The 26,395-nt window shown below is 68.4% G+C and carries 23 protein-coding genes; 10 read left to right on the forward strand and 13 right to left on the reverse strand.

Annotation, left to right across the window (positions count from 1 at the left end):
• Positions 1 to 113 precede the first annotated feature (113 nt).
• From CFB47_RS21625 to CFB47_RS21640, 4 genes are all read right to left on the reverse strand, one after another.
• Complete coding sequence (locus CFB47_RS21625) at positions 114 to 1,055, reverse strand: Abi family protein (RefSeq protein ID WP_089462217.1); 942 nt, start codon at positions 1,053 to 1,055, stop codon at positions 114 to 116.
• 157 nt (positions 1,056 to 1,212) lie between these two features.
• Positions 1,213 to 1,986 carry a slipin family protein gene (locus CFB47_RS21630; RefSeq protein WP_089441872.1) on the reverse strand — a complete coding sequence of 258 codons (774 nt, stop codon included), beginning with the start codon at positions 1,984 to 1,986 and terminating at the stop codon, positions 1,213 to 1,215.
• The gene (locus tag CFB47_RS21635; protein ID WP_089462218.1) at positions 1,983 to 3,554 is read right to left on the reverse strand and encodes a nodulation protein NfeD; all 1,572 of its coding nucleotides are present in this window, start codon (positions 3,552 to 3,554) and stop codon (positions 1,983 to 1,985) included. Before CFB47_RS21635 ends, CFB47_RS21630 begins: the two co-directional genes overlap by 4 nt.
• A 125-nt stretch (positions 3,555 to 3,679) precedes the next feature.
• Complete coding sequence (locus CFB47_RS21640) at positions 3,680 to 4,714, reverse strand: AraC family transcriptional regulator (RefSeq protein ID WP_011354321.1); 1,035 nt, start codon at positions 4,712 to 4,714, stop codon at positions 3,680 to 3,682.
• 137 nt (positions 4,715 to 4,851) lie between these two features.
• On the opposite strand from CFB47_RS21640, the gene CFB47_RS21645 reads away from it, so the two are divergent.
• The 6 genes from CFB47_RS21645 (at position 4,852) to CFB47_RS21670 (ending at position 12,326) form a co-directional block, all read left to right on the forward strand.
• On the forward strand, positions 4,852 to 5,985 hold the full coding sequence (locus CFB47_RS21645) for an acyl-CoA dehydrogenase family protein (protein ID WP_023477775.1): 1,134 nt from the start codon (positions 4,852 to 4,854) through the stop codon (positions 5,983 to 5,985).
• Between the two features lie 159 nt (positions 5,986 to 6,144).
• Positions 6,145 to 7,851 (forward strand): AMP-binding protein, encoded by a 1,707-nt coding sequence (locus CFB47_RS21650; RefSeq protein ID WP_089462219.1) that lies wholly within the window; start codon positions 6,145 to 6,147, stop codon positions 7,849 to 7,851.
• A gap of 115 nt (positions 7,852 to 7,966) precedes the next feature.
• Positions 7,967 to 9,481, forward strand: coding sequence for a CoA-acylating methylmalonate-semialdehyde dehydrogenase (locus CFB47_RS21655; RefSeq protein ID WP_089462220.1), 1,515 nt, complete (start codon positions 7,967 to 7,969; stop codon positions 9,479 to 9,481).
• Between the two features lie 18 nt (positions 9,482 to 9,499).
• Positions 9,500 to 10,399 (forward strand): 3-hydroxyisobutyrate dehydrogenase, encoded by a 900-nt coding sequence (gene mmsB / locus CFB47_RS21660; protein ID WP_069252269.1) that lies wholly within the window; start codon positions 9,500 to 9,502, stop codon positions 10,397 to 10,399.
• Positions 10,399 to 11,190 (forward strand): enoyl-CoA hydratase, encoded by a 792-nt coding sequence (locus CFB47_RS21665; RefSeq protein ID WP_089462221.1) that lies wholly within the window; start codon positions 10,399 to 10,401, stop codon positions 11,188 to 11,190. Before mmsB ends, CFB47_RS21665 begins: the two co-directional genes overlap by 1 nt.
• Positions 11,187 to 12,326 carry an enoyl-CoA hydratase/isomerase family protein gene (locus CFB47_RS21670; protein WP_089462222.1) on the forward strand — a complete coding sequence of 380 codons (1,140 nt, stop codon included), beginning with the start codon at positions 11,187 to 11,189 and terminating at the stop codon, positions 12,324 to 12,326. Before CFB47_RS21665 ends, CFB47_RS21670 begins: the two co-directional genes overlap by 4 nt.
• A 55-nt stretch (positions 12,327 to 12,381) precedes the next feature.
• Here CFB47_RS21670 and CFB47_RS21675 read toward each other — a convergent pair whose 3' ends face one another.
• Complete coding sequence (locus tag CFB47_RS21675) at positions 12,382 to 13,287, reverse strand: LysR family transcriptional regulator (protein WP_089458680.1); 906 nt, start codon at positions 13,285 to 13,287, stop codon at positions 12,382 to 12,384.
• Between the two features lie 177 nt (positions 13,288 to 13,464).
• Here CFB47_RS21675 and CFB47_RS21680 point away from each other — a divergent pair, with 177 nt between their 5' ends.
• The gene (locus tag CFB47_RS21680; RefSeq protein ID WP_089462223.1) at positions 13,465 to 15,003 is read left to right on the forward strand and encodes an MFS transporter; all 1,539 of its coding nucleotides are present in this window, start codon (positions 13,465 to 13,467) and stop codon (positions 15,001 to 15,003) included.
• A 42-nt stretch (positions 15,004 to 15,045) separates the two neighbouring features.
• Here the strand turns inward: CFB47_RS21680 and CFB47_RS21685 are convergent, their stop codons facing one another.
• The 8 genes from CFB47_RS21685 to CFB47_RS21720 form a co-directional block, all read right to left on the reverse strand.
• On the reverse strand, positions 15,046 to 16,419 hold the full coding sequence (locus CFB47_RS21685) for an efflux transporter outer membrane subunit (RefSeq protein WP_089462224.1): 1,374 nt from the start codon (positions 16,417 to 16,419) through the stop codon (positions 15,046 to 15,048).
• A gap of 13 nt (positions 16,420 to 16,432) precedes the next feature.
• Positions 16,433 to 18,502, reverse strand: a complete 2,070-nt coding sequence (locus tag CFB47_RS21690) for a MacB family efflux pump subunit (protein ID WP_089462225.1) — start codon at positions 18,500 to 18,502, stop codon at positions 16,433 to 16,435.
• A gap of 2 nt (positions 18,503 to 18,504) precedes the next feature.
• Positions 18,505 to 19,686 carry a macrolide transporter subunit MacA gene (gene macA / locus CFB47_RS21695; RefSeq protein WP_089462226.1) on the reverse strand — a complete coding sequence of 394 codons (1,182 nt, stop codon included), beginning with the start codon at positions 19,684 to 19,686 and terminating at the stop codon, positions 18,505 to 18,507.
• Between the two features lie 306 nt (positions 19,687 to 19,992).
• Positions 19,993 to 20,721 (reverse strand): bifunctional 2-polyprenyl-6-hydroxyphenol methylase/3-demethylubiquinol 3-O-methyltransferase UbiG, encoded by a 729-nt coding sequence (locus CFB47_RS21700; RefSeq protein WP_089462227.1) that lies wholly within the window; start codon positions 20,719 to 20,721, stop codon positions 19,993 to 19,995.
• Positions 20,722 to 20,777: 56 nt separating this feature from the next.
• Positions 20,778 to 21,359, reverse strand: coding sequence for an HD domain-containing protein (locus CFB47_RS21705; protein WP_089462228.1), 582 nt, complete (start codon positions 21,357 to 21,359; stop codon positions 20,778 to 20,780).
• A 95-nt stretch (positions 21,360 to 21,454) separates the two neighbouring features.
• A complete protein-coding gene (locus CFB47_RS21710; RefSeq protein WP_089462229.1) occupies positions 21,455 to 21,664 on the reverse strand; it encodes a hypothetical protein in 210 nt (69 codons plus the stop codon).
• 117 nt (positions 21,665 to 21,781) lie between these two features.
• Complete coding sequence (locus tag CFB47_RS21715; RefSeq protein ID WP_089462230.1) at positions 21,782 to 22,348, reverse strand: helix-turn-helix transcriptional regulator; 567 nt, start codon at positions 22,346 to 22,348, stop codon at positions 21,782 to 21,784.
• Between the two features lie 34 nt (positions 22,349 to 22,382).
• On the reverse strand, positions 22,383 to 23,021 hold the full coding sequence (locus tag CFB47_RS21720) for a hypothetical protein (protein WP_089462231.1): 639 nt from the start codon (positions 23,019 to 23,021) through the stop codon (positions 22,383 to 22,385).
• Positions 23,022 to 23,364: 343 nt separating this feature from the next.
• On the opposite strand from CFB47_RS21720, the gene CFB47_RS21725 reads away from it, so the two are divergent.
• From CFB47_RS21725 to CFB47_RS21735, 3 genes are all read left to right on the forward strand, one after another.
• Positions 23,365 to 24,768, forward strand: a complete 1,404-nt coding sequence (locus CFB47_RS21725; protein ID WP_089462232.1) for an HdeD family acid-resistance protein — start codon at positions 23,365 to 23,367, stop codon at positions 24,766 to 24,768.
• A gap of 96 nt (positions 24,769 to 24,864) precedes the next feature.
• Entirely contained in the window at positions 24,865 to 25,443 is a 579-nt protein-coding gene (locus CFB47_RS21730) for a hypothetical protein (RefSeq protein WP_089458671.1), read from the forward strand.
• Positions 25,444 to 25,654: 211 nt separating this feature from the next.
• On the forward strand, positions 25,655 to 26,386 hold the full coding sequence (locus tag CFB47_RS21735; RefSeq protein ID WP_089462233.1) for a ribonuclease T2: 732 nt from the start codon (positions 25,655 to 25,657) through the stop codon (positions 26,384 to 26,386).
• The last annotated feature ends 9 nt before the right edge of the window (positions 26,387 to 26,395 follow it).

Here is a 26,395-nt window from a genome sequence, read left to right on the forward strand (position 1 = left end):
GCATCGTCGAGAGGCGTCCCCAGCGTTTTCATCGACGATGCTAGCGAAGTATCGACGGGATGTCAAAAGGCCTCGCGCCGAAAACGGTGCAATCCGTTGCATCCGCCCTGAACTCACTGCCACGCCGGCGTCGAATGCCAATCGGTCGTGAAGCCGAGATGTGTCGCCGGGTCCACGTGCTCACACCCCGTCAACGTTGCTCGCAAGGCTTCGCGCCATTCGCCGCCATGACCGAGCGGGTCGAGCAGGGCCTTCATCATCGTCGCGCGGGCGTAGAACGTCTCGGGGCGGGTCATTTCCGGGGCATATCGGACAAGACGTCGCCCGGCTGGCTTGGCGGGGGGCGATACCGTCAGCTTCATTCCCCAGAGGCGAGCGTGGTGTGCGCACGCATTGCGTAAGTCGGTGAGCGATTGCAGCCAGCTGGTGAGCACCGTATCCGGGATGTCCGGCCACACGTGGCGCCCGGCGACCTTCCGGTCGTGAGTCGAGAGCGCGCTGAAGATCCGGGACAACGCGCCCAGGCTCAACCGCTCGCAGACCAGCCAGATCGGCGGCAGGTCGGGGCTGGCGTAGGTTCGATAGTAGTGAGTCAGTGCCGAGCCTTTCCGCGTTTCGCATTCCCGGGCGATCTGATCCAGAATGCGCGCGTAGTGGCGCAGGTCGGCGAAACGGTCCCGCTCGACATACCAGTGGCTGCCGTAGTCGATGGCGAGGGGATTGCTCAGTGCAGCGCGCAACGCAACCTCGATGCGCTCGATCGCGTCCATCGTGACCGAGCGCAGGCGTCGATCGAATGCGTAGAGTTCAACGACGTCGGAGAATCGGGTTCGAGGCCAGAACCGCTTGGTGGCGGGGTTCTGAAACCGGCGCATGTAGACCAGCAGCCGGAAATGGCCGATCGACCGAAGCATTCGCAAATTCGAGGGACGGTCGTCGATGCGCAGGCCGCGCTGCCACAGTCGATGCAGGGTTTCCTCGGCACTGAGGGCCACCTTGGCATAGGCCCTGGTTGGCGTCGCCGATACTGTCTTCCTTGTCCGAGTCTTGCCCATCGTTGATCCGTACTGCCATGCATGCGGATCTCGTTGTATACGCCAACGGAGCGTGGGCTGCCATCATCCATACCATTTGGCAGATGAGGTTGCGCCGGTCGCTGTCGACGCAAGTCGTCCCTCGACCGGCGGAGCGTGGCATATCCAAATGTCTGGCTCACCCCTCCCGCTTCCCCCCCAACCGCTCCAGCAACGCCCCCAGCAGATCGACCGGCAGCGGAAACACGATCGTCGAGTTCTTGTCCGCCGCGATCGTCGTCAGCGTCTGCAGGTAGCGCAGCTGCATCGCCTGCGGCTGCAGCGCGAGTCGTTGCGCGGCCTGCAGCAGCTTCTCCGACGCCTGCAATTCACCTTCAGCATGAATCACCTTCGCGCGCCGCTCGCGCTCGGCCTCGGCCTGCCGCGCGATCGCGCGGATCATCGTCTCGTTCAGGTCCACGTGCTTGATCTCGACCGTCGACACCTTGATCCCCCATGCATCGGTCTGCGCGTCGAGCGTCTTCTGGATGTCGGCGTTCAATTGCTCGCGCTCGGCGAGCAGCGCATCGAGTTCGTGCTTGCCGAGCACCGCGCGCAGCGTCGTCTGCGCGAGCTGGCTCGTCGCCTCGAAGAAGCGCGCCACCTGGATCACGGCCTTCTCCGGATCGACCACGCGGAAATACACGACCGCATTGACCTTCACCGACACGTTGTCCCGCGTGATCACGTCCTGTGCGGGCACGTCGAACACGACGGTGCGCAGGTCGATCCGCACGACCTGCTGGACGATCGGGATGATCAGCACGAGCCCCGGGCCCTTCACCTTCCAGAACCGGCCGAGCATGAACACCACGCCGCGCTCGTACTCGCGGAAGATGCGGATCGACGACGCGATGAGTACCACGACGAAGACGATCAGGAGGCTGCTGAAGCCGAACGTGAAACCGATCATGAAGGTTCTCCCTGGCGTTGTTCTCGATGGGGTTGCTGCCCCGGCACGTCGTAGAGCGGGGCGACGGTGAGCAGCAGCCCGTGGCGGCCGGTGACGCGCACGCGGCAGCCCGCGGCAAGCGGCGCGCTGCTGGCCACGCGCCAGCGCTCGCCGCGCACGCGCGCCCAGCCGGCGGCCGACGGAGCGCCGGCCGCACCGTGCGGCTGGTCGGCCAGCAGGCCGTCGTCGAGCACCTCGCCGATGCTGCCGACCATCGCCTCGGCGCCCGTCACGACCGGGCGGCGGCGCGCGCGCAGCGCGACGCTCGATACGCCCGCGACGAGCAGCCCGCCTCCGAGCGCGAGGCTCGCGATCACGGGCCACGGAATCCCGTAGCCGGGCACGTCGGTGTCGATCAGCATCAGCGCACCGATCGTGAACGACACAATCCCGCCGAACCCGAGCACGCCGAAGGTCGGCAGGAACGCCTCGGCGACCAGGCAGCCGAGACCGAGCAGCACGAGGCCGAGGCCCGCATAGCTGATCGGCAGCAGTTGCATCGCGAACAGCCCGACCAGCAGGCAGATCGTGCCGGCGACGCCTGGCAGCACGAAGCCGGGGTTCGCGAACTCGAAGAACAGGCCGTAGATGCCGATCGTCAGCAGGATCAGCGCGACGTTCGGGTCGGCGATGATCGCCAGGAAGCGGCTGCGCCAGTCGGGCTCGACCACGACGAGCGGCGCATGCGCGGTCGCGAGCCGCACCGTGCCGGCGGTGGTCGCCGCGGTGTGGCCGTCGAGCTGGCGGGCGAGATCGACGGGATCCTGTGCGATCAGGTCGATCACATGTTGCGCGCGCGCCTCGCTCGCCGACAGGCTCACGGCCTCGCGCACCGCGCGCTCGGCCCATTCGGCATTGCGCCCGCGCAGTTGCGCGAGGCCGCGGATATACGCGGAGGCGTCCTGCATCGCCTTGCGGATCTCGGTCGATTGCGTATCGGTCGGCAGCGCGGCTGGCGAAGCGGCCTCATCGGACGCCCCCGATGCCCCCGAGGTGCCGGCCGGCATCCGCGGTGCCGCTGGATTCCCGCCCGGCGGCGCGGCACCGCCGATGCCGAACTGCACGGGCGACGCCGCGCCGAGATTGGTGCCGGGCGCCATCGCCGCGAAGTGGCTCGCATAGACGATGTAGGTGCCCGCGCTCGCGGCCCGCGCGCCGCCCGGCGCGACGAACGCGGCGACCGGCACCGGCGAGCCGAGGATGGCCTTGATGATCTGCCGCATCGACGTGTCGAGGCCGCCGGGCGTGTCGAGCTGCAAAATCGCGAGCGGCGCGTGCTGGCGGGCCGCGCGCTCGAGCGAGCGCACGATGAAATCGGCGCTGGCCGGGCCGATCGCGCCGTTGATCGGGATCACGACGACCGGGCGGGCGGCGGGGGCTTCGGCGGGCCGCGGCGCGGCGACCGCGGCGCACACGACGAGCAGCGCCGCGAACAGCGCGGCGCGCGCGACCCGCGCGGACAGCGGGTGACGAGGGTGGCCGCCGGGCGTGGCAGGCGCCGGCGACGGCCCGTGACGATGAAAGTGCATCGCGGCGTCCGGTCGGCGCGCGGCCGCGTGCCGTCCGGCTGGCGGAAAGGGCCTGGGCCCGATGCTTAAAGATTAGGCGGTTTCCGCACAAAGCGCGAAGCGCCGGCCGCGCCGGCCGGCCGGCTTCAGCTCGCGCCGCCGCCTCGCGCGAGCACTTCGTCGCGATAGTCGGCTGGGCTGCGCCCGCTCCATTTGCGGAACGCGCGGTAGAACGCGCTCGGTTCCGCGAAACCGGTGGCCGCCGCGACGTCGGCGATCGTGCGCGCGGGGTCGGCCAGCGCCTCGAAGGCGAGATCGCGCCGCAGCGTGTCCTTGATCGACTGGTACGCGTGGCCTTCCTGGTGCAGCTTGCGGCGCAGCGTGGCCTCGGCCACGTGCAGCCGCGCGGCCATCCCGCCCGCACCCGGCCAGGCGGCGGGCGGCATCCCGCGCAGCACCGCCCGCACGCGCTGCGCGAGCGCGTTCGGGTTGCGGTACTTGACGATGAAGCTCGCCGGCGCGTTGCGCAGGAACGTCTTCAGCGTCTTCGCGTTCTGCACGACCGGCAGCGTCGCGAATTCGGGATCGAAATCGACATACGAATCCGGCTCGTTGAAGCGCATGTCGTCACAGAACATCGACGGGTATTCGTGGTCAGCGGGCGGCGTGTCGCAGCGGAAGCTCGCATGCAGCAGCGGGATGCGCCGCCCGATCAGCCAGCAGGTGAGCCCGTACACGATGATGAAATAGGTCGCATACGTGAACATCGCGGGCGTCGCGCCGTTGTTGCGGTGCACGAAGCGCAGCCGCACGCGCTGCGGGTTCGCATCGAGTTCCGCGTGCAGATCGTCGAGCACGCAGTGCATGAAATTCACCGCGCGCGCCATCGCGTGCAGGCCGTCGCGCGCGGACAGCGCCGCCTGGCTCATCGCGATGAAGCTGCCGCTGCGCATCGGGTGGCGGTCCTGCCCGAAAAACTCGTCGTCGAGCGTGCGCGCGATCGCGTTCCACAGCGCGCCGTATTGCTGCGCGGACACCCGTGCGCGCGGCTGCCCGAGCAGCGCGGGCGCGATGCCGGCCTGCGCGAGCAGCGGCTCGGCCGCGACGCCGCGCCGGGTCGCGAGCGCGACGCTGTAAGCGACGAGGCTGATCGCGACGGTTCCCTTGTCTTCCTGCTTCATCCGTGCCGCCGGTGTGGCAAAAACGCTCAGTGTAAATGAGCGACGCGAGCATCGAACAGTCGCGCCTGCTTGCCTACACTTGTTGCATCGAAACGCAAGGACGGTCGCGCCCGGCGGCCGCGGGAGACAGCAGCACCATGGACGAGCTTTACACCGAAGACCAGCGGATGATCCGCGACGCCGCGCGCGCGTTCGCCACCGAAATGCTGGCGCCGAACGCGGCGCAGTGGGACCACGATGCGCACCTGCCCGACGCGATCGTCGCGCAGCTCGGCGAACTCGGCCTGCTCGGGATGATCGTGCCGCAGGAGCTGGGCGGCTCGTATACGGACTACGTGGCCTACGCGCTGGCGATGGAAGAGGTCGCTGCCGGCGACGCCGCGTGCGCGACGATGATGAGCGTGCACAACTCGGTCGGCTGCGGGCCGATCCTCGGCTTCGGCACGCCGGCGCAGAAGGATCGCTGGCTGGCCGACATGGCGGCCGGCCGCGTGATCGGCGCGTTCTGCCTGACCGAGCCGCACGCCGGGTCCGAGGCGAACAACCTGCGCACGCGTGCGGAGCTGCGCGACGGCAAATGGGTGCTGAACGGCGCGAAGCAGTTCGTGACCAACGGCCAGCGCGCGGGCGTGGCGATCGTTTTTGCCATGACCGACCCGGAAGCCGGCAAGCGCGGCATTTCCGCGTTCCTGGTGCCGACCGACACGCCGGGCTTCATCGTCGGCAAGCCCGAAAAGAAGATGGGCATCCGCGCGTCGGATACGTGCCCGATCACGTTCGAGAACTGCGCGATTCCCGAAGAGAACCTGCTCGGCAATCGCGGCGAAGGGCTGAAGATCGCGCTGTCGAACCTCGAGGGCGGGCGCATCGGCATCGCCGCGCAGGCGCTCGGCATCGCGCGCGCCGCATTCGACAAGGCACGCCGCTATGCGGGCGAGCGCGTGCAGTTCGGCAAGCCGATCGCCGAGCACCAGGCGATCCAGCAGAAGCTCGCCGACATGGCCGTGCAGATCAACGCCGCGCGCCTGCTCGTGCATCACGCGGCGAAGCTGCGCACGGCCGGGCTGCCGTGCCTGTCGGAAGCGTCGCAGGCGAAGCTGTTCGCATCGGAGATGGCCGAGCGCGTGTGTTCGGACGCGATCCAGATCCACGGCGGCTACGGTTACCTGGTCGATTACGAAGTCGAGCGTCACTATCGCGACGCACGCATCACGCAGATTTACGAAGGCACCAGCGAAGTGCAGCGGATGGTGATCGCGCGGCAGCTTTGAGCCGCGGCGGTTGCCCCGGCGACGACATCACGCAGGGCACGAGGGCAGCGCGGCGAACGCGGCACGCAACGACGTGACCGCGCGCTGCAACAGAGGCAACCGGGCATGGGCTGCAGCGCATGCCCGGTTGACCGTGAGGCATGGAGACTGGAGGACACGATGACGGTACAGGCATTCCTGGACGCACGCGACTTTCTGCTGCGCCACCGCACCGACTACGACACCGCGTACCGCGCGTTCGAGTGGCCGGTGCTCGACGCATTCAACTGGGCGCTCGACTACTTCGACCCGATGGCGCGCGGTAACGACCAGCCCGCGCTGTGGATCGTCGACGCGGCGACCGGCACGGGCGATCCGTATTCGTTCGCGCAGATGTCCGAACGTTCGTCGCGGATCGCGAACTGGCTGCGTTCGATCGGCGTCGTGCGCGGTGACCGGATCCTGCTGATGCTGCCGAACCGCGTCGAGCTGTGGGACGCGATGCTCGCCGCGATGAAGCTCGGCGCGATCGTGCTGCCTGCCACCACGCAACTGTCGCCCGACGACGTACGCGATCGCGTGCAGATCGGCGGCGCGAAATACGCGATCGTCGACGAGAACGAAACCGCCAAGTTCGAACAGCCGGATCTCGGCCTCGCGCAGAAGATCGTCGCCGGCGCGCCGCGCGCGGGCTGGCTCGCGATGCACGACGGCTACGCGGCGAGCGCCGAATTCGAGCCGGACGCCATCACGCACGCGAACGATCCGATGCTGCTGTACTTCACGTCGGGCACGACGTCGAAGCCGAAGCTCGTCGAGCATACGCACCGCACCTACCCGGTCGGCCATCTGTCGACGATGTACTGGGTCGGCCTGCAGCCGGGCGACATCCACTGGAACATCAGTTCTCCGGGCTGGGCGAAGCACGCATGGAGCTGCTTCTTCGCGCCGTGGAACGCGCAGGCGTGCGTGTTCGCGTTCAACTACGCGCGTTTCGAGCCGAAGGTGGTGCTCGATGCGCTCGTCAAATACCAGGTGACGACGCTGTGCGCGCCGCCGACCGTGTGGCGCATGCTCGTGCAGCAGCCGCTCGCGTCGTTCGACGTGAAGCTGCGCGAGATCGTCGGTGCCGGCGAGCCGCTGAACCCCGAGATCATCGAGCGCGTGAAGAAGGCGTGGGGCATCGCGATCCGCGACGGCTATGGCCAAACCGAAACGACCTGCCTGATCGGCAACTCGCCGGGCCAGCCGGTCGTCGCGGGCTCGATGGGCCGGCCGCTGCCGGGCTATCGGATCGAATTGCTCGACCCGGACGGCGCGCCGGTGACCGAAGGCGAGGTCGCGCTGCCGATCGGCGCGGACGTCACGCGCCCGGTCGGGCTGATGAAAGGCTATGCGAACAACCCCGACGCGACGGCCTACGCGATGCGCGATGGCCACTACCGCACGTCGGACATCGCGATGCGCCGCGACGACGGTTACTACGTGTACATCGGCCGCGCGGACGACGTGTTCAAGTCGTCCGACTACCGGCTCAGCCCGTTCGAACTCGAAAGCGTGCTGATCGAGCATCCGGCGATCGCCGAGGCGGCCGTCGTGCCGAGCCCCGACCCCGTGCGGCTGTCGGTGCCGAAGACCTTCATCACGCTGCGGCAGGGCTACGACGAGAGCCCCGAACTCGCGCTGGATATCTTCCGCTTCTCGCGCGAGAAGCTCGCGCCGTACAAGCGCATTCGCCGCCTGCAGTTCGCGGAGCTGCCGAAGACGATCTCGGGGAAGATCCGCCGCGTCGAATTGCGTCGCCGCGAGATCGAGCGCGGTGACGATGCCAGTGAACGGATGCCCGGCGAATACTGGGAAGAGGATTTCGCCGCCGAACTCAAGTGAAGTGACGTGACCGCGGGCCGCGCGCGCCGCCCTTCGCGGCCGCCGCCCGCAGCCGAATTGAACCGGCCGCGCGGCGATCTCGCGCTTCGCGGCCCTCTGGAAGGAGAGAGGATCGATGAACGCGAATTCGAAAGACGTGCCGACGGTCAAGCTGCTGATCGACGGCGCCTTCGTCGAGTCCGCCACGAACGAGTGGCGCGACATCGTCAACCCGGCGACGCAGCAGGTGCTCGCGCGCGTGCCGTTCGCGACCGTCGCGGAAGTCGACGCAGCCGTGCAGGCCGCGCACACCGCCTTCGCGACCTGGAAGAACACGCCGATCGCCGCGCGCATGCGCATCATGCTGAAGTTCCAGGATCTCGTGCGCACGAACCAGCAGCGCATCGCGAAGACGCTGACGGCCGAGCAGGGCAAGACGATTCCCGATGCCGAAGGCGACATTTTCCGCGGCCTCGAAGTGGTCGAGCATGCGTGCTCGATCGGTTCGCTGCAGCTCGGCGAGTTCGCGGAGAACGTCGCTGGCGGCGTCGATACCTACACGCTGCGCCAGCCGCTCGGCGTGTGCGCGGGCATCACGCCGTTCAACTTCCCCGCGATGATTCCGCTGTGGATGTTCCCGATGGCGATCGTGTGCGGCAACACGTTCGTGCTGAAGCCGTCGGAACAGGATCCGCTGTCGACGATGGAGCTCGTCGAGCTCGCGATCGAGGCCGGCGTACCGAAAGGGGTACTGAACGTCGTGCACGGCGGCAAGGAAGTCGTCGACGCGATCTGCACGCATCCGCTCGTGAAGGCGATCTCGTTCGTCGGCTCGACGGCGGTCGGCACGCACGTATACAACCTCGGCAGCGCGCACGGCAAGCGCGTGCAGTCGATGATGGGCGCGAAGAATCACGCCGTCGTGCTGCCCGATGCGAACCGCGAGCAGGCGATCAACGCGCTCGTCGGCGCCGGCTTCGGCGCGGCAGGCCAGCGCTGCATGGCCACGTCGGTCGCGGTGCTCGTCGGCAACGCGCGCGACTGGCTGCCGGACATCGTCGCGAAGGCAAAAGCGCTGAAGGTCAATGCGGGCGCGGAAGCCGGCACGGACGTCGGGCCGGTCGTGTCGAAGGCCGCGAAGGAGCGCATCCTGTCGCTGATCGACGCGGGCGTGAAGGAAGGCGCGAAGCTCGAACTCGACGGCCGCGACGTGAAGGTGCCCGGCTACGAGCAGGGCAATTTCGTCGGCCCGACGATCTTCTCGGGCGTGAAGACGAACATGTCGGTCTACACGCATGAAATCTTCGGGCCCGTGCTGGTCGTGATGGAAGCCGACACGCTCGACGACGCGATCGCGCTCGTCAACGCGAACCCGTTCGGCAACGGCGTGGGCCTGTTCACGCAAAGCGGCGCGGCCGCACGCAAGTTCCAGAGCGAGATCGACATCGGCCAGGTCGGCATCAACATCCCGATTCCGGTGCCCGTCCCGTTCTTCAGCTTCACGGGGTCGCGCGGCTCGAAGCTCGGCGATCTCGGCCCGTACGGCAAGCAGGTCGTGCAGTTCTACACGCAGACCAAGACGGTCACCGCGCGCTGGTTCGACGACGACACGACGGCCGGCCCGGTGAACACGACGATCCGGCTGCATTGAGCGGCGGAGGAACCCAACATGAAAATCGGTTTTATCGGCCTCGGCCACATGGGCGCGCCGATGGCGCTGAACCTGCTGAAAGCAGGCCATGAAGTACATGCGTTCGACCTGAGCGCCGACGCATTGCGCGCGCTGCAGGATGCCGGTGCACAGGTGGCCGCGTCGCCGCGCGATGCGGCCTCGGGCGCGACGTTCGTCATCACGATGCTGCCGGCCGCCCCGCACGTGCGCTCGGTGCTGTCCGGCGAGAACGGCGTGCTCGCCGGCCTCGGCGCGGGCGCGACCGTGATCGATTCGAGCACGATCGACCCGGCGAGCGCGCAGGCGTTCGGCGCGCTCGTGCGCGAGCACGGCGGCGCGTTCGTCGATGCGCCGGTGTCGGGCGGCACCGGCGGCGCGGCGGCCGGCACGCTGACCTTCATGGTCGGCGGCAGCGATGCGGATTTCGAGCGCGTGAAGCCGGTGCTCGCGGGCATGGGCAAGAACATCGTCCACTGCGGCGCGACGGGCATGGGGCAGGTGGCGAAGGTCTGCAACAACCTCGTGCTCGGCATCTCGATGGCGGCCGTGTCGGAGGCGATGTCGCTCGGCGTCGCGCTCGGCATCGACCCGAAAGTGCTGGCCGGCATCGTCAACACGTCGACGGGCCGCTGCTGGAGCTCGGATACGTACAACCCGTATCCGGGCGTGATCGAAACCGCGCCGTCGTCGCGCGGTTACTCGGGCGGCTTCGGCACCGACCTGATGCTGAAAGATCTCGGCCTCGCGAACGATGCCGCGAAGCAGGCGCGCCAGCCCGTCTATCTCGGCGCGCTCGCGCAGCAGCTGTACCAGACGATGAGCAGCCGCGGCGACGGCCAGCTCGATTTCTCGGCGGTGATCCGCCTGTATCAACCGGCAACCAAGAAGGACGCGTGATGATCGAACTGGACTACGTCGACGACGGCGCGATCGCGTGCGCGACGCTCAAGCGTCCGCCCGCGAACGCCTTTACCGCCGACGGGCTGCGGCAACTGCAGGCAACCGTCGCCGAACTGAATGCGAACCCGCGCGTGCGCGCGCTGGTGATCACCGGCGACGGCCCGAAGTTCTTCAGCGCGGGTGCCGACCTCAACACGTTCGCCGAAGGCGACCGCGCGGTTGCGCGCGCGATGGCGTCGCGTTTCGGCGCGGCGTTCGAGGCGCTGCACGACGCGCGCGTCGTGACGATCGCGGCGATCAACGGCTATGCGATGGGCGGCGGGCTCGAATGCGCGCTCGCGTGCGACCTGCGGATCGCGGAGACGCATGCGCAGATGGCGCTGCCCGAACCGTCGGTCGGCCTGCTGCCGTGCGGCCTCGGCACGCAGACGCTGCCCTGGCTCGTCGGTGAGGGCTGGGCGAAGAAGATCATCCTGACCGGCGCGCGTGTCGATGCGGCCACGGCGCTCAGGATCGGCCTCGTCGAGGACGTCGTGGAGTCGGGCGCATCGCGCGATGCCGCGCTGGCGCTGGCACGCAACGTCGCCCGGCAGAGCCCGCATGCGGTCGCTTACAGCAAGGAGCTGATCGGCCTCGCGCGCCGCGGCGTGCCGCGCAGCGCGGCGCTCGCGGTCGAACGCGAACGTTTCGTCGACCTGTTCGAGACGAACGATCCGCGCGAAGGCGTGGCCGCGTTCCTCGGCAAGCGCGCGCCGCAGTGGCACAACGACGGAGAGCCGCAACGATGAGCACGCCGGTGACGAATCACGACGCGTTCGCGGAGCACGCACCCGAGGTGCTGTTCCGCGTGGTGAACCGCGTGGCGCTGATCACGCTGAACCGGCCGGCCGCGCTCAATGCGCTGTCGTACCCGATGATCGGCGAGCTGGCCGCGCTCCTCGAGCGCTGCCGCAACGACGACCAGATCGTCGCGGTCGTGCTGCGCGGCGCGGGCGAGAAGGGCTTCTGCGCGGGCGGCGACGTGCGTGCGCTGTACCGGATGGTCGCGCAGCGCGAAACCTGGCTGCCGTTCTTCGTCGACGAATACCGTCTCGACTACGCGATCCATACGTTCCCGAAGCCGGTGGTCGCGCTGATGGACGGCGTGACGATGGGCGGCGGCATGGGCCTCGCGCAGGGCGCGGCGTTGCGTGTCGCGACCGAGCGCAGCAAGATCGCGATGCCGGAGACGCGCATCGGCCTCGTGCCCGACGTCGGCGCGACGCATTTCCTGTCGCGCATGCCGGCCGAACTCGAGCTGTACGTCGGGCTGACCGGCGCGATGCTGTCGGGTGCCGACGCGCTGACCGCGAAGCTCGCGGATCTGTGCGTGCCGTCCGCGTGGCTCGACACGTTCGAGACGCGCATCGAAAGCGTCAAGTGGGAAGGCGATGCGCTGCCGTTGCTGCGCAAGGTGTTCGAGCCGCCGTGCAACGTCGTGCCGCATGCGGCGCTCGACAGCCAGATGCCGTGGATCGTGCGTCATTTCGACAAGCGCTCGACCGTCGAGCGGATCGTCGCGACGCTGACGCAGGATCTCGCCCGCGAGGAACTGTCGCGCGAGCACCGTCAATGGCTGCAGGCGACGCTGGATGCGCTCACCGGCCATTCGCCGACGATGCTGTGCGTGACGCGCGAGGCGCTGCTGCGTGGCCGCCAGATGACGCTGGCCGAATCGTTCCGGATGGAGCTCGGCATCGTCGCGCGCGCGATCGAGGAAGGCGACTTCTGCGAAGGCGTGCGTGCGCATCTCGTCGACAAGGATCGAAAGCCGCGCTGGGCGCCCGCATCGCTCGTCGAGCTGCGCGCCGAACGCGTGCGGCATTTCCTGACGTCGCCGTGGAAGTTCTTCGCGCATCCGCTGGCCGATCTCGGCGCGCCGTGATGCTCCGACGCGCCCGTGCGGCGCGTCGGGTTCATTTCATCCCACCCTGTCCCGCTCACCGTCCGATCATCGGCGGCACCGCCTGCGCGAGCGCGTCGATCACGCAGCGCGTCTTGCGCGGCAGGTAGCGCGTCTTCGGCCAGATCGCGTGGATGTCGCCTTCGCAGACGAAGCAGCGATCGAGCACGACCGTCATCTCGCCGCGCTTCACGTACTGATCGAGCAGCCAGCTCGGCAGCCACGCGATCCCGAACCCGGATGCGCCGGCCGCCGCGATCGCCTGCACGTCGTCGAAACTGAGCTGGTGCGGCATGTCGACCCGCACCGTCGAGCCGTCCAGCGCACGCAAGTCCCACGGTTGAACCACACCCGAGCGTGAATACGCGATCGTCCGGTGGTCTTTCAGGTCGTCGAGCGTTTTCGGCATCCCGTGGCGGGCGAGATACGACGGCGCCGCGCCGAGGCTGCCGTATTGCGTGCCGAGCCGCCGCACCGCGAGGCTCGTGCTGTCCGCGAGCGTGCCGATCCGCACCGCGAGGTCGATGCCTTCCTCGACGAGATCGACGAAACGGTCGGTGATCGACACGTCGATCCGCAAATGCGGATAGGTGCGCGCGAGATCGAGCACGATGGGCGTCACGCAGTGATGCCCGAACGCGAGCGGCACGCTCAGGCGCAGCTTGCCGCGCGGCTCGTTGCGGCCGCAGTCGAGGTCGGCTTCGGCCGCTTCCAGTTCCGCGAGCGCGCGCACGCAGCGGTCGTAGTACGCCTGGCCGTCGTCGGTCAGGCTCTGGCTGCGCGTCGTGCGCTGCAGCAGCCGCGCGCCGAGCCGCTTCTCGAGTCGCGCGACGGCCTTGCCGACGGCCGAACGCGTCATGTCGAGGCGCTCCGCGGCAAGCGCGAAGCTGCCCGATTCCACTACCTGGACGAAGGTCGTCACGCCGTCGAGTCTGTCGGTCATGGGAGGGTCGTTGATTGAGTCCTGCAATTCCCCAGTCTGGAGAAATGCATGCGTCAATGGGGATGGGAATTCTCACTATAGTACCGATTCCCGCCCAGCGTGCGTCGCCGGCCGCACGCGGCGCATCCCTCTTACCTGGAGGCGCGCGGCCCGTTGCCGGGTCGCGGCGCAATACGCATGACGCAATCCGACTCCCGCAGGAATGCGGTCGCGCTCGCGGCCGTCTGTCTCACGTCGCTGATGTTCGGCCTCGAAATTTCGAGCGTGCCGGTGATCCTGCCGACGCTCGAACACGTGCTGCATGGCGATTTCAACGGCATGCAGTGGATCATGAATGCGTACACGATCGCGTGTACGACCGTGCTGATGGCGGCCGGCACGCTCGCCGACCGGTTCGGCCGCAAGCGTGTGTATATGATCGGCACCGTGCTGTTCGGTGCGACATCGCTGCTGTGCGGGCTCGCGCCGAACGTGCCGGTGCTCGTCGCGGGCCGGCTGCTGCAGGGCGCCAGCGGCGGCGCGATGCTGATCTGCCAGATTGCGGTGCTGTCGCATCAGTTCCGCGAGGGCCGCGAGCGCGGCCGCGCGTTCGGGATCTGGGGGATCGTGTTCGGCATCGGGCTCGGGTTCGGGCCGATCGTCGGCGGCGCGATCGTCGCGCTGGCAAGCTGGCCGTGGGTGTTCCTCGTCCATGCGCCGCTCGCGGCCCTCGCGCTCGTGCTGATCGGCGGCGCGGTGCAGGAGTCGCGCGATCCGCACGCGGGCAGGCTCGACGTCGCAGGCATCGTCACGCTGTCGCTCGCGGTGCTCGGCCTGGCGTTCTACATCACGCAAAGCGCGGCGCTCGGGCTGACCAGCGCGGCCGGCCTCGGCGTGCTCGGCGCGACCGTGCTGGCGCTGGCCGGTTTCTTCATCGCGGAACGCGCCAGTGCGCGGCCGATGTTCGATTTCTCGGTGTTCCGGATTCGCGCGTTCACCGGCGCGATCTTCGGCTCGATGGGGATGAACTTCAGCTTCTGGCCGTTCATGATCTACCTGCCGATCTGGTTCCAGGTCGCGCTCGGCTACGACAGCGTGACGGCCGGCCTCGCGTTGCTCGCGTACACGTTGCCGACGCTGGTCGCGCCGCCGTTCGGCGAACGGCTCGCGCTGCGCTACGGGCCGGGCGTCGTGATCCCGGGCGGTCTGTTCACGATCGCCACGGGGTTCGCGCTGATGCGGATCGGCAGCGCGGCCGACCATGCAAGCTGGATCACGATGCTGCCCGGCTGCGTGATCGCCGGCATCGGGCTCGGGCTCACGAACACGCCCGTGACTAACACGACGACGGGCGCGGTGCCGAGTTCGCGGGCCGGGATGGCGTCGGGCATCGACATGAGCGCGCGCATGATCTCGCTCGCGCTGAACATTGCGGCGATGGGTTTCGTGCTGGTCGCGGGGATCGTCGCGAGCCTGAAGGGCGGTGTCGCGGGCACGATCGGCGATGCGGCGCTGCGCCGGCTCGCGCAGGAGATTGCATCGGGCCGCACGGACGGCTTGCACGAGATCGCACCGGCGCTCGCGCAGGCCGACCCGACCGGCGCGGCGCTGCACGCGGCGCTCGTGCACGGGTTCGGCTGGGTGATGGTGTACGGCGCGGCGGGTGTGGCCGTGCTTGCGACGGCGAGCGCGGTGGCGTTCGCGCCGGCGCGACGCAGGGCGCCCGTGTGTGAATGACACCGCGCCTGATCGGCGCGGTCGGCCCGGTGCGCGCGTCGGTCAGGACATCCCGCCGCCGAGCGCGCGGTACAGCGTCATCTGGTTGTTGAGCCGGTTCAGGCGCGTCAGTTCGTCGGCGCTTTGCGCGTCGCGCAGCCGCTGCTGCTGGTCGAGCCACGGCTGCACGGCGGTCGCGCCGGCCGCGAAGCGCGCGGCGGCCAGCTGTTCGGCGCGCTGCGCCTGGGCCAGCGACAGCGCGCGCTGTTCGGCCTCGCGCTCGAGCTGCACGCGCGCCGACAGCGCGTTCTCGACTTCCGCGAGCGCCGTGTAGAGCGTCTGGCGGAACCCGACGACGGCTTCCTCGTACTGCGACTTCGACACCTTGATCTGCAGCTGCATCGTGTTCCACTGGATGAACGGCAGTGCCAGGCCGAGCCCGAGCGTGCCGACCGGATTCATCAGCACGCGCTCGAGGCTCGTGCTCGACGTGCCTGCCTGTCCGGTCAGCGTGAAGGTCGGATAGAAGCTCGTGCGCGTCGCGTCGACCTGCGCGAGCGACTCGCGCAGCCGGAATTCCGCCGCGCGCAGGTCGGGGCGCCGGCCGAGCAGGCTCGCGGGCAGGCCGGCCACGACTTCCGGCGGCGCCGCGACGGGCAGTGCCGACGGTTCGGCCGCGCGCTGCTGCGGCGGCCGGTCGAACAGGATCGCGAGTGCGTGGCGATTCTCGGTGCGCTGCTGGATCAGTTGCGTCTGCGCGGCGCGTTGCGCGGCGAGGCTCTGTTCGGCCTGCGCGAGATCGAGCCCCGACACGGCGCCGGCCGCGTGCCGCGACCGGACGACCGCGAGCGTGCGGACCGCATACGCGATGTTCGCGTCGCCGAGTGCGATCTGCCGGTTCAGATAACCGATCTGCCAGTACAGCGACGCGGTCGTGCCGATCAGCGACAGCCGCGCGGCTTCGAGATCGGCGGCCGTCGCGTCGGCTTCCCAGCGCGCGGCGTCGCGCAGCGCGGCCAGGCGGCCCCACAGGTCGATTTCATAGCTGAGCGAACCGGTCACGCCGCTCGTCCGGCTCATCTGGTGCGTATCGAGCGTGCGCGACACGGCGCCGTTCGCGCCGAGCGACACGTTCGGTGTCAGGTTGGTATCCGCGAGCCCGGCTTGCAGTTGCGCGCGGTACACGCGGATCGCCGCGATCGCGAGGTCGTTGTTGGCACGCAGCGCGTCGTCGATCAGCGCGTCGAGTTGCGGATCGCCGAAGCTGCGCCACCAGTCGCGTGAGGTGGACGGTGCGCCGGCCGCGACCGGGGCCTCCCAGTTCGCGGGCATCGCGACGGCGGGCAGCGGTTCGTGGCGAGCGCCTGCGCAGCCGGCGAGCAGCGCGGCCGCGCACGCGAATGCGCCCAGGCGGTGAAGGGGGGAGGAATGCGTCATGACAGGTCTTTCTTCAATCGCGCGCGAGCGCATCGATCGGATCGAGCCGCGATGCGTTGCGCGCGGGCATGAAACCGAAAATCACACCGGTGAGCGTCGAGCAGACGAACGCGGTCACGATCGCGCCGGCCGAGAACACCATCTTCCACTGCACGACGAACATCGAGAACAGCGCGCCGAGCCCGAACGACAGCGCGATGCCGATCGTGCCGCCGAACAGGCAGACGAGCACGGCCTCGACGAGAAACTGCTGCAGGATGTCGGACTGGCGCGCGCCGACCGCCATCCGGATGCCGATTTCGCGCGTGCGCTCGGTGACCGACACCAGCATGATGTTCATCACGCCGATTCCGCCGACGACGAGCGAGATCACCGCGATCAGCGACAGCAGCAACGTGAGCGACTGGCCGGTCTTCTCGACGGTCTTCACCACGCTGTCCATGTTGTACGTGAAGAAGTCCTTGCGGCCGTGGCGCTGCGTCATCAGCTTTTCGAGGCTTTTCTCGGCGGCGGCGCTCGGCTGCCCGTCGCGCACGCGCACGGTGATGCTGTCGAGATAGCGTTGCCCGAACAGGCGCCCGCTCGCGGTGGTGTACGGCACCCACACGTTCAGGCTCTTCACGCTGCCAAACGCGCTCTTCTTGTCGGCGGTCACGCCGATCACGACGCACGGCACGTTGTCGATCAGGATCACTTCGCCGATCGGGTTGCGCGTCGCGCCGAACAGCTTGCGGCGCGTGTTCTGGTCGATCACGGCCACCTGCACCTGGCGGCGCACCGCGTCCTCGTCGAACGCGACACCCAGCGCGAAGCGCATCCCGCGGGCCTGGAAGAAGCGGTCGCCGACGCCGCTCACGAGCGCGTTCACGTCGACGTTGCGGTAGCGCAGCAGCAGTGTGCGCGACGTTTCGGGCGTCGCGCTGTCGACGTACGGCTGTTCGGCGAGCGCGGCGACATCGGCCGGCACGAGCGTCTGGATCGCGTCCGCGCGGCTGTCGCCCCAGTCGGTGCCCGGATAGAGGTTGATCGTGTTCGTGCCGATGCTGCCGATCTCGTCGAGCATGTAATGCTTCGCGCCTTCGCCGATCGCGACGATCGACACGACCGACGTGATGCCGATGATGATGCCGAGCATCGTCAGCAGCGTGCGCAGCCGGTGCGACACGAGTGCAATCCACGCCATCCTGCAGGCCTCGGCGAAGCGGCCGGAGCCGGCGGCGAAGCGTGGCGTGCGCGTGCCGGTGCCGGTATCGGGATGCGCATCGGTATCGACCGGTGCGGGCGGCGGGGGCGTGTCGCGGCGATCGTCAGCGGGTAGCGCGCCGGTTTCCGCTCCTGTCGCATCTGCCGCTTCTGCCGCATCCACGCCCGCTTCCGCGAGGGCTTCCGCATAGTGGCGATTCGGCCGATCGGCGACGATCTCGCCGTCGCTGATCTCGATGATGCGCTTCGCATGGCGCGCGACGGCCTTGTCATGCGTGACGATGACGATCGTATGGCCGAGCGCGTTCAGCTCGTGCAGGATGCGGATCACGTCCTGGCCGCTTTTCGTGTCGAGCGCGCCGGTCGGTTCGTCGGCGAGGATCACCTGGCCGCCGTTCATCAGCGCACGCGCGATGCTCACGCGCTGCTGCTGGCCGCCGGACAATTGCCCGGGACGATGGTGCGCACGATCCGCAAGCCCGAGGCGCGCGAGCAGTTCGCGTGCACGTGCGTGCCGCTCGGCGCGCGGCGTGCCGGCATAGATCGCGGGCATTTCGAGGTTCGCGACGGCATCGACGTGCGGCAGCAGGTGGTAGCGCTGGAACACGAAGCCGAAATGTTCGCGGCGCAGTTGCGCGAGCTCGTCGCTGTCGAGCATGTGCGTGTCGCGGCCGCCGACCGTGTAGGTGCCTTCGCTCGGATGATCGAGGCAGCCGAGGATGTTCATCAGCGTCGATTTCCCGGAGCCCGACGCACCGACGATCGCGACGATCTCGCCCGCGTGGATCGACAGGCTGACGTTGTTCAGGACAACGACATCCTTGTCGCCGGCCGGAAAGCGTCGCGTGACGGCCGAGAGTTTCAGCAGGGGCTGGCTCATCGTCACACCACGTCCGCGAGCGGTGCGTGGTCGTCACCGGCCGCGTCGCCGATCACGACGCGTTCGCCGTCCTTCAGGCCGGCCAGGACTTCGACGCGTACGTTGTTGTTGATGCCGATGCGGACGTTGCGCGTTTCCGTGCTGCCGTCGGCGCGCAGCACGCGCACCGCGTAGGTGCCGTCCTTGCGTTTTTCGCCGAGCGCGGCGGCCGGAATGTTGAGCGCGTTGCGCGCATTGTCGAGCACGATATTGACTTGCGCGGTCATCGAGATGCGCAGCCGATGCTCGGGGTTCGGCACTTCGAACAGCGCGTTGTAGAACACGGCCGAGTTCGGCTTCGTGCTGCCGCCGAGCGGGCTCTGCGCTTCGGCATAGTTCTGCGGCGCCGGCTCGATCGCGCGCAGCTTGCCGTAGTGACGCTTGTCCGGTTCGCCGAGGATCGTGAAATACGCGGTCTGGCCGGCACGCACGCGGATCACGTCGGCTTCCGATACCTGCGCCTTCACGGTCATCGTGTCGAGATCGGCGAGCTTCAGGATCACCGGCGCCTGCTGCTGCGCGATCACGGTCTGGCCTTCCTGCGTGACGATCGCGACGACTTCGCCGTCGATCGGCGCGACGATGCGCGTGTAACCGAGGTTGGCCTGCGCGGTTTCGATCTGGATGCGGGCCGAGCGGATCTGCGCGGCGAGCGACGCGAGGGTCGCTCGCTGCACGTCGAGCGTCGCGCGTGCGGCCTCGAACGATTCGCGCGAGGTCGCATCGTCGGGCAGCATCGCCTGCTGGCGCTTGAATGCAAGCTCCGCCTGCGTCAGTTGCGCGGCGGTCGATTGCTGCTGCGCGCGCAGGCTTTCTTCGCTGGCGCGCGCCTGGCGCAGCGCGTTTTCGGAGATTACGGGATCGATCTCGGCGAGCCACTGGCCCTTCGTGATCTTGTCGCCGAGCTTCACCTTCAGCGACTTCAACTGCCCCGATACCTGCGCGCCGACATCGACCTGCCGGAATGCCTGCAGCGCGCCGGTCGCCAGCACCGCGTTCTCGAGATCGCCGCGCGAGACGGGCGCGGACAGGTATTGCGGATGCTTGTCGGGCGCGCACGCCTTCAGCGTGACGCCGGCGGCGACCGCCACGATGGCAAGGGTAGCCAGCACGATGCGCCGGCGGCGATGGGTCTTCTGAGTCATGAGCGTGCGGCGAGGATCAGGCGGTGCCGGCGATGCGTGCGGCCGGGCGGGACGATCCGGTCGGCGTCGCCGGTGGGGCAGGGTGCCCGCGACGGCATCCGCGTACGCATCGCGCGGGCGTGCCGAGTCGAATCAGCCGCTCATGGTAAGCGAGGACATCACGCCAAATCGTGTGGAAATTGTGCTGAATTGTGCGAACGCCGCACGGGAACGGAGGCCGTGCGGCGTCATTGTTGCGGACCGTGACAACGGTACGCGAAGGTTCGTGCGGGTGTCGCGGCGTGCGCTGACGTGCGCTGACGTGCGTCAGCGCTGCGCGGCGACGAGCGCCATCATCGGCCGGTCGCGTTCCTCGTCGAGCGCGGGCAGCGCATCGACCTGCGCCTGCGTCGGTCCCCATTCGTCCAGGTGCGTGAGCGTGAAGCCGCTGCCGATCAGCAGGTTCACGAGCGTGCCGAGCGTGCGGTGCTGCTTGACGACGCCCGGCGCGAGCCAGTCGGTCACGCGTTCGCCTTCGCGCTGGTAGCCGTCGAGCGGCCAGGCGCGGTTGCCCTGCGCATCGACGACGAAACCGGGCCGACGCGGCGCCGTGTAAATGGGATGCTCGATCGAGAATACGAGCCGCCCGCCGGGCACGAGCGCGCGATGAATCGTGCGCAGCAGCGTGTCGAGGTGCGCGACGTAGTGGAACGCGAGCGAGCTGTAGGCGAGATCGAATGCGGCATCCGGCAGCGCGAGCGTTTCGAGATCCGCGCGGCGGTACGTGATCGCCGGGTGCGCGGCGGTCGAGGCCGCGCGTTCGAGCATGCGCTCGGAGACATCGATGCCGAGCACGCTTGCCGCGCCCTGGTCGGCCGCCCAGCGGCTGAACCAGCCGTAGCCGCAGCCGAGGTCGAGCACGTTGCGGCCGCGCAGGTCGGGCAGCAGCGCGCGCAGCGCGGGCCATTCGGGTGCGCCGTCGAGGCCGTGAATCGAGCGGTTCAGGCGGCTGTAGCCTTCGAAGAAGGCCGGGTCGTCGTAGATGTTTTGCGTCATGCATCAGGCCTCGAGCGAGCAGGGGCGCGCGGTGCCGTGCGCCCGGTCCCGCGAGCTTACGCGCGCTGGCCGCCTGCGTCGATCCGGCGTTGCGTGTCGGCGTCGACGATCTCGCGGATCGCGCTGAACAGTGGCGCGGTGTCGGTATAGCGGCGGCCGTAGCCGAGATTGAACGCGTAGTCGAAATCGGGCGGGTTGCTGCCCTGGTTGTGCTGCAGGATCGTCTCGAGCTTGTCGAGCGCCTTCGCCGCACGTGCTTCCGGCGTCGCCGCCGCCTCGTATTCATCCCACAGCGCGACGATCTCGTCGCGCCGCGCGGGATCGAGCGGCGCGGTCAGCGTCAGCAGGTCGTCGCGTTCTTGCGCGCTTTTGTCGGGGTGCGCAGCTTGCTCGATCGCGGGAACGTCGCCGTGCAGCGCCTCGCCGAGATCGTGGACGACGCACAGCTTCAGCAGCTTCAACGTGTCGATGCCGGGCAGCGCGTCGGCGAACACGAGCGCCATCAGGCACAGCCGCCAGCTGTGCTCGGCCGTGCTTTCCGCGCGCCCGGACGACGTGTGGCCGCTGCGCAGCACATCCTTCAGGCGTTCGGCTTCGCGCAGGAAAGCGAGCCGCGCGTGGATCGTATCGGGGGTCATGGTCGGCGTCCTTGCGATGAGCCGCCTAGCGTAATGCGGGTGGGTGTGCTTCGTCCACGCATGAAATATGCGTGGCGGGGGCGCTTGCCGCGCCGCTACTTTGCAAACAGCCCGGCCCAGCAGAACAGCGCGAAGAAGCCCATTTGAACACCGACGATCAGGCTGAACAGCCAGGGGCTGCGGCGGCGCGCCACGCGCCTGCCGCCGGCGTTGGCCACACCCGAGCGAAGCGCAACGAGCACGGCCGCGCCCATATAGAGCATGAACGCGACGATCACGAGTTCTCGCATGACAAGCATCGACATGTGGCATGTCCCCTGGGCGTGCTGCCGTTCACGTTGGTATGGGTTGCGTGGCGTGCCGGACACGTTGAAGGCTGCCGCACCGTTGCCGGCATGCGGTGCTTCAGCGCGACCCGGCCATCACGCATCCTGGAGCGTCTCCACGAGCCGCACGGCCGAGCCGTCCGACAGCGTCATCCGCGTCCACCGGCACATGCTGCCGCGGATCGGTACGACGCGCGACGCGTTCGCACCGGTATCGAATTCGACGCTCGGTGGCCCTGCGTGGTCATGCCAGCCGAGCGTGTCGAGCGCGGTTTCCATGCGGACGATCTCCGGCGTCGCGTAGCGCCACAGCGACGTGCCGAGCAACATCGACAGCGGTTGCGAGAATTCGGCCGCGCGAGCGGGTGACGATGCGAGCAGGCGGTGCGTGAGGTCGCACACCAGGTGCATGCGGCCCGCGCTGCCCGCGACGAGCCGCGCGAGCGCGTGATCGCCGGCCGAATCGAGGCGCGCGGCGAGCAACCGCTCGGCGGTCGCGCGTTCGTCGGGCGACATCTGCTGGCGGCCGGCTTCCCAGCGCGAGATCGTCGATTGCGCGACGCCGAACAGCTCGGCCGCATGGCTTTGCTTGACGCGATGCAGCGCGCGCCAGCGCTTGAGTTGCGGGCCGAGCGGCGGGGCGTGAAGGGGGGAGGCAGTCATGGTGGTGCTCCTGTTGCGCTCGTACCGCACGCCTTTACATGATCCGGATGCCGCCGTTCGCGTTGATCGCAATTGCCGCGAACGGCAAGAGCACGATGCCGCCCAGCACGAGCACGCCGTCGGCGGCAACCGTGACCGGCGTGGCGAGAATCCGTAGCCCCATGCCGAGCGCGGACGGCGATTGCCTGATGTAGACCGAGTACGGCTGGTTGAACGGCTGCGTGCTCGTCTTGTACTTTTCGACGAACCCTTCCGTCGAATAGCGCTTGCCGCTGATGTCGCCTTCGAGCACGAGGCCGGCCTGCGCGGCGGTGAAGCCGTCGGCAGCGGCCGCCTGCCGATCGTCGTCCGACACGTCCTTCGGCAGCAAGATACGGTATTGGCCCGTGATGCTGCCGCCCCTCGCATGAAAGGCGGCGAACGTCGTGCGCAGCGATTTACGGTAACTGGACATCAAGACCGGCCGCAACTGCGCCGGCAGATCGAAGATGTAATGGTAGTCCATGCCCATGACGACGAGCTTCTTGCCGTCCTCGGTCATCATGAATCCGGACACGTGCTCGCTGTATCCGTCTTCCTTGTACAGCTTCGGCGTGAAGCAGCCCGACAGCGCGAGGCTGCTGGCGGCCACGCCGGCGGCCAGCAGGCGCCGGCGCGTGATCGATATGTTCATTGTTGTTGTCCCGTCTGTGCGGTTCAGTTCAGTGGCTTTCGCCCTCGGAAGCCGGATTCTCGCGTATCCACCGCGTGTTGTCGAACGGGAAATCTGCCTTGGCAGCGGTCGATGGCCCCGTCCGTGCCGTGCCGACAACGTTCTCGTCGCCGCTTTCAACCCTCTCCGCCATATCTTATTATTCGGCCAGTGCGGAGGGATACCGGCCGCCAACGGTCATGTCGAGGCATGACGCGCCGGTACGAATTACCGCTTTTTCGGCCGGCGCGCTGCACGATGCGCGGTCGAAACGACAGGACACGCGTGACCCGCGCGTATCCCAAAAAAATGACGAGAGGGCGCGATGGTACGACTGGTCTTGCTGCTGCTGGGCATCGAATACTTGCGCACGCGCTGGCGCGGGCTGACCGTGCTCGGCTGGGTGTGGGTCGTCGCGGGCGTCGTGATCTTCGTCGATGCGCTCGACGGCGCGCTGCATTTCCCGATCCAGATCTTTGCCTGGCTGTTCCTGATCGAGGGGCTCGCGACGCTCGCGGTGGCCGGCAGCGGCGTCGGCGGGCAGCGCATCCTGCGCTACGTGAAGGGGATCGTGGTGGTGGTTGCCGCCGGGCTCGTGTTCGCGGGGCATCACCATGGCCATTTCCTGCTGTCGATGATCTTCGGCACGCTGTTCCTCGTCGACGGGCTGCTGCAGTGCACTGCAGCGTGGATGGTGCGCTATCGCCGCTGGAACGTCGCCTTCGCCTGGGGCGTCGTCGAGATCATGCTGGCCATCTTCTTCTATCAGCCGTACCCGACGCACTACGTCGGCACCGTGCCGTATTGCCTTGGGCTGCTGCTGATGTTCGGCGGGATGCACATGCTGAGCCTTGCCGCACGCGTGCGGCGGCTGACGCGCAATCCGGCGTTCGCGACGTCGCCGGCACCGGCGCTCGCACCGGATCTCGACGATGCGCGCGACCAGCCGTATTTCGCGCAATCCGAATGGGACGGCCCGCCGTCCGACGGCGAGCATGCGCTCACCGTGCACGTGTGGACGCCGACCGGAACGTCGAAGGCCGAAGCGCAGCGCTATCCGGTGATCGACCGCTATATCGCGGCGGTGGACGTCAACGGCGTGATCTCGACCGGGCACGCGGCGCTGGAGTCGCCCGAGGGCATCTATATCAGCCTGTATCCTGGCGTCGAAATCGATCGTTCTCCGGACGAATTCACGCGCATCCTGCGCGCGACCCGCGAGAACGACGTGCCGGGCCTGTTCCAGCCCGACTACGCGACCGAGTCTAAGGCGTGGTGCCCGTCGACCGTGCGCGTGCGGATCCGCAACTACGATCCGTCGAAGCTGGATGCCTTCTGGACGTCGTACCGGCAGAACTTGACGTACAACCTCACGCACCGCAATTGCTCGAGCACGGTGTCGAACGCGCTCGAAGCCGCGCTCGATGGCGCAGTGTGGCGGCTGAAGGGCGCGCGGGCCGGGTGGGGCGCGTTCGTGCGGCTGTTGCTCACGCCCGAGCTGTGGGTCGCCGCGCAGATCCGCAAGCGCGCGGTGACGATGGCGTGGACGCCCGGGCTCACGCTCGACTATGCGCGCGCGCTCAGCATGCTCGCCGACCCGCGGCCGTTCGCGTGGTGGAAGGTCGCGCGCTCGGCCGTGAAGGCGATCATGACGTCGCGCCGCACGTGGCGCGAGCAGGACCACGCGGCACTGTCGCCCGGCGGATCGGAGGCAGCGTCGATGAAGTGATCGCGAGCCGCCGGACGCGGGCCCGGCGGCACTGCGGCCGCCGCCGCGCGGCCGCGCGAGGTTGCCCGCCACGAGAACTCCCCTACGCAAACAACAATGAACAAGACGAGAGCATTCCGCATCCTGATTCCCGCCGCACTGGCGCTGACGAGCGCCGGCTTCGCACAAGCGAGCGCGGACGAAGTGCCGCGCATGAGCGACGACGTGTACCGCACGTCGGTGTCGTTCTGCTCGAACGTCGCGGCCGCCGAGAAGATCGAGTGCCAGGGCGACATGATCGCCGCGGGCAGCCGGATCGTCGCGGCGATCGGCGGCCTGCCGCCGGCATCCGCCACGTCGATCGACGAAGGCGCGCGCAACAAGCTGCCGGCGGCGGAGCGCAAGGGGCTCGCGCCGGTCGAGCCGCGCGCGATCGACAAGGACGATGACCTCGCCGGTCTCGCCGGCATGGTGCGTCTGTGCGACGTCTACGAATCCGAACCGGCGTCGCGCGCGCGGCATCACGCGGCGCTGAAGCAGCAGGCGCCGGACGCCGCACCGCGCGTCGAGGCGTTGCTGGCCGATGCGTCGACGGCGGCGCGCCAGCGTGTCAGCATCGGCGTGTGGCAGATCCTCGCGCTCGAAGGCCCCGAGTCGATCACACGCGCGTGCACGCAGCTGGGCGCCGGGTCGTGAGGGGCGGCGTGCCGCCGCGTCGGCGGCGCGCTTCAGACATGTGAAGCCGGCGCGCGACGCGCCGGTGCGTACCCGCACCTGCGCGCGTGCCGCCGGAAATCTTTCGTCCACCTTCACATTCGTGCCATGTTGCGTCGGCAACAATCGCGGGCAGACATTCGACAACCTTGCGGCGCATCCCGCGACCGCAAGCCTTTTCCGAGGAAACGCCATGCTCAAGACGCTCGCCCGCGCCGCTGCCGCACTCGCCGTCGCTTCCGTTTCACTGCACGCCACCGCGCAGACCAGCTACGACTACCTGTTGCTCGCCGCGTCGTGGGAACCCGGCTTCTGCGCGTCGCACGACACGCCCGAATGCACGAACCTCGCCGGCACGTACGCGGCGACGAGCCTGTCGCTGCATGGCCTGTGGCCGAACAACTACGACGGCAACCAGCCGTTCTACTGCGGCGTGCCGCAGAACGACATCGACCTCGACAACGCGCACCAGTGGTGCAGCATGGATGCGTACCCGATCAGCAGCGCGACCCGCAACACGCTGTCGACGTACATGCCGGGCGTCGCGTCGTGCCTCGACAAGCACGAGTGGTTCAAGCACGGCACCTGCTCGAATTCGGCATCGCCCGACGCGTACTGGAACCAGGCGTCCGGCATGATCAGCCGGCTCGGCAACACGTCGTTCAACGCGTTCCTGCAGGCGAACGCGGGCAAGACGGTCGCGCGTAACCAGTTGCTGTCGGCGTTCGAAGGCGCGTTCGGCAGCAACACGCGCAGCGCTGTGTCGCTGAAGTGCACGAAGACGAATGGCGTCAGCTACTTCACCGAAGCGTGGATCGCGGTGAAGACGAATGCGACCACTCAGTTCCCGAGCGCCGCCTCGCTCGTGACGGACGGCAATACGCAGGGCACGTGCCCGACGTCGGGTGTGTATATCGCGAAGTAACGGGGAAAG

The sequence above is a fragment of the Burkholderia sp. AU27893 genome (assembly GCF_002223205.1).
GTDB lineage: Bacteria > Pseudomonadota > Gammaproteobacteria > Burkholderiales > Burkholderiaceae > Burkholderia.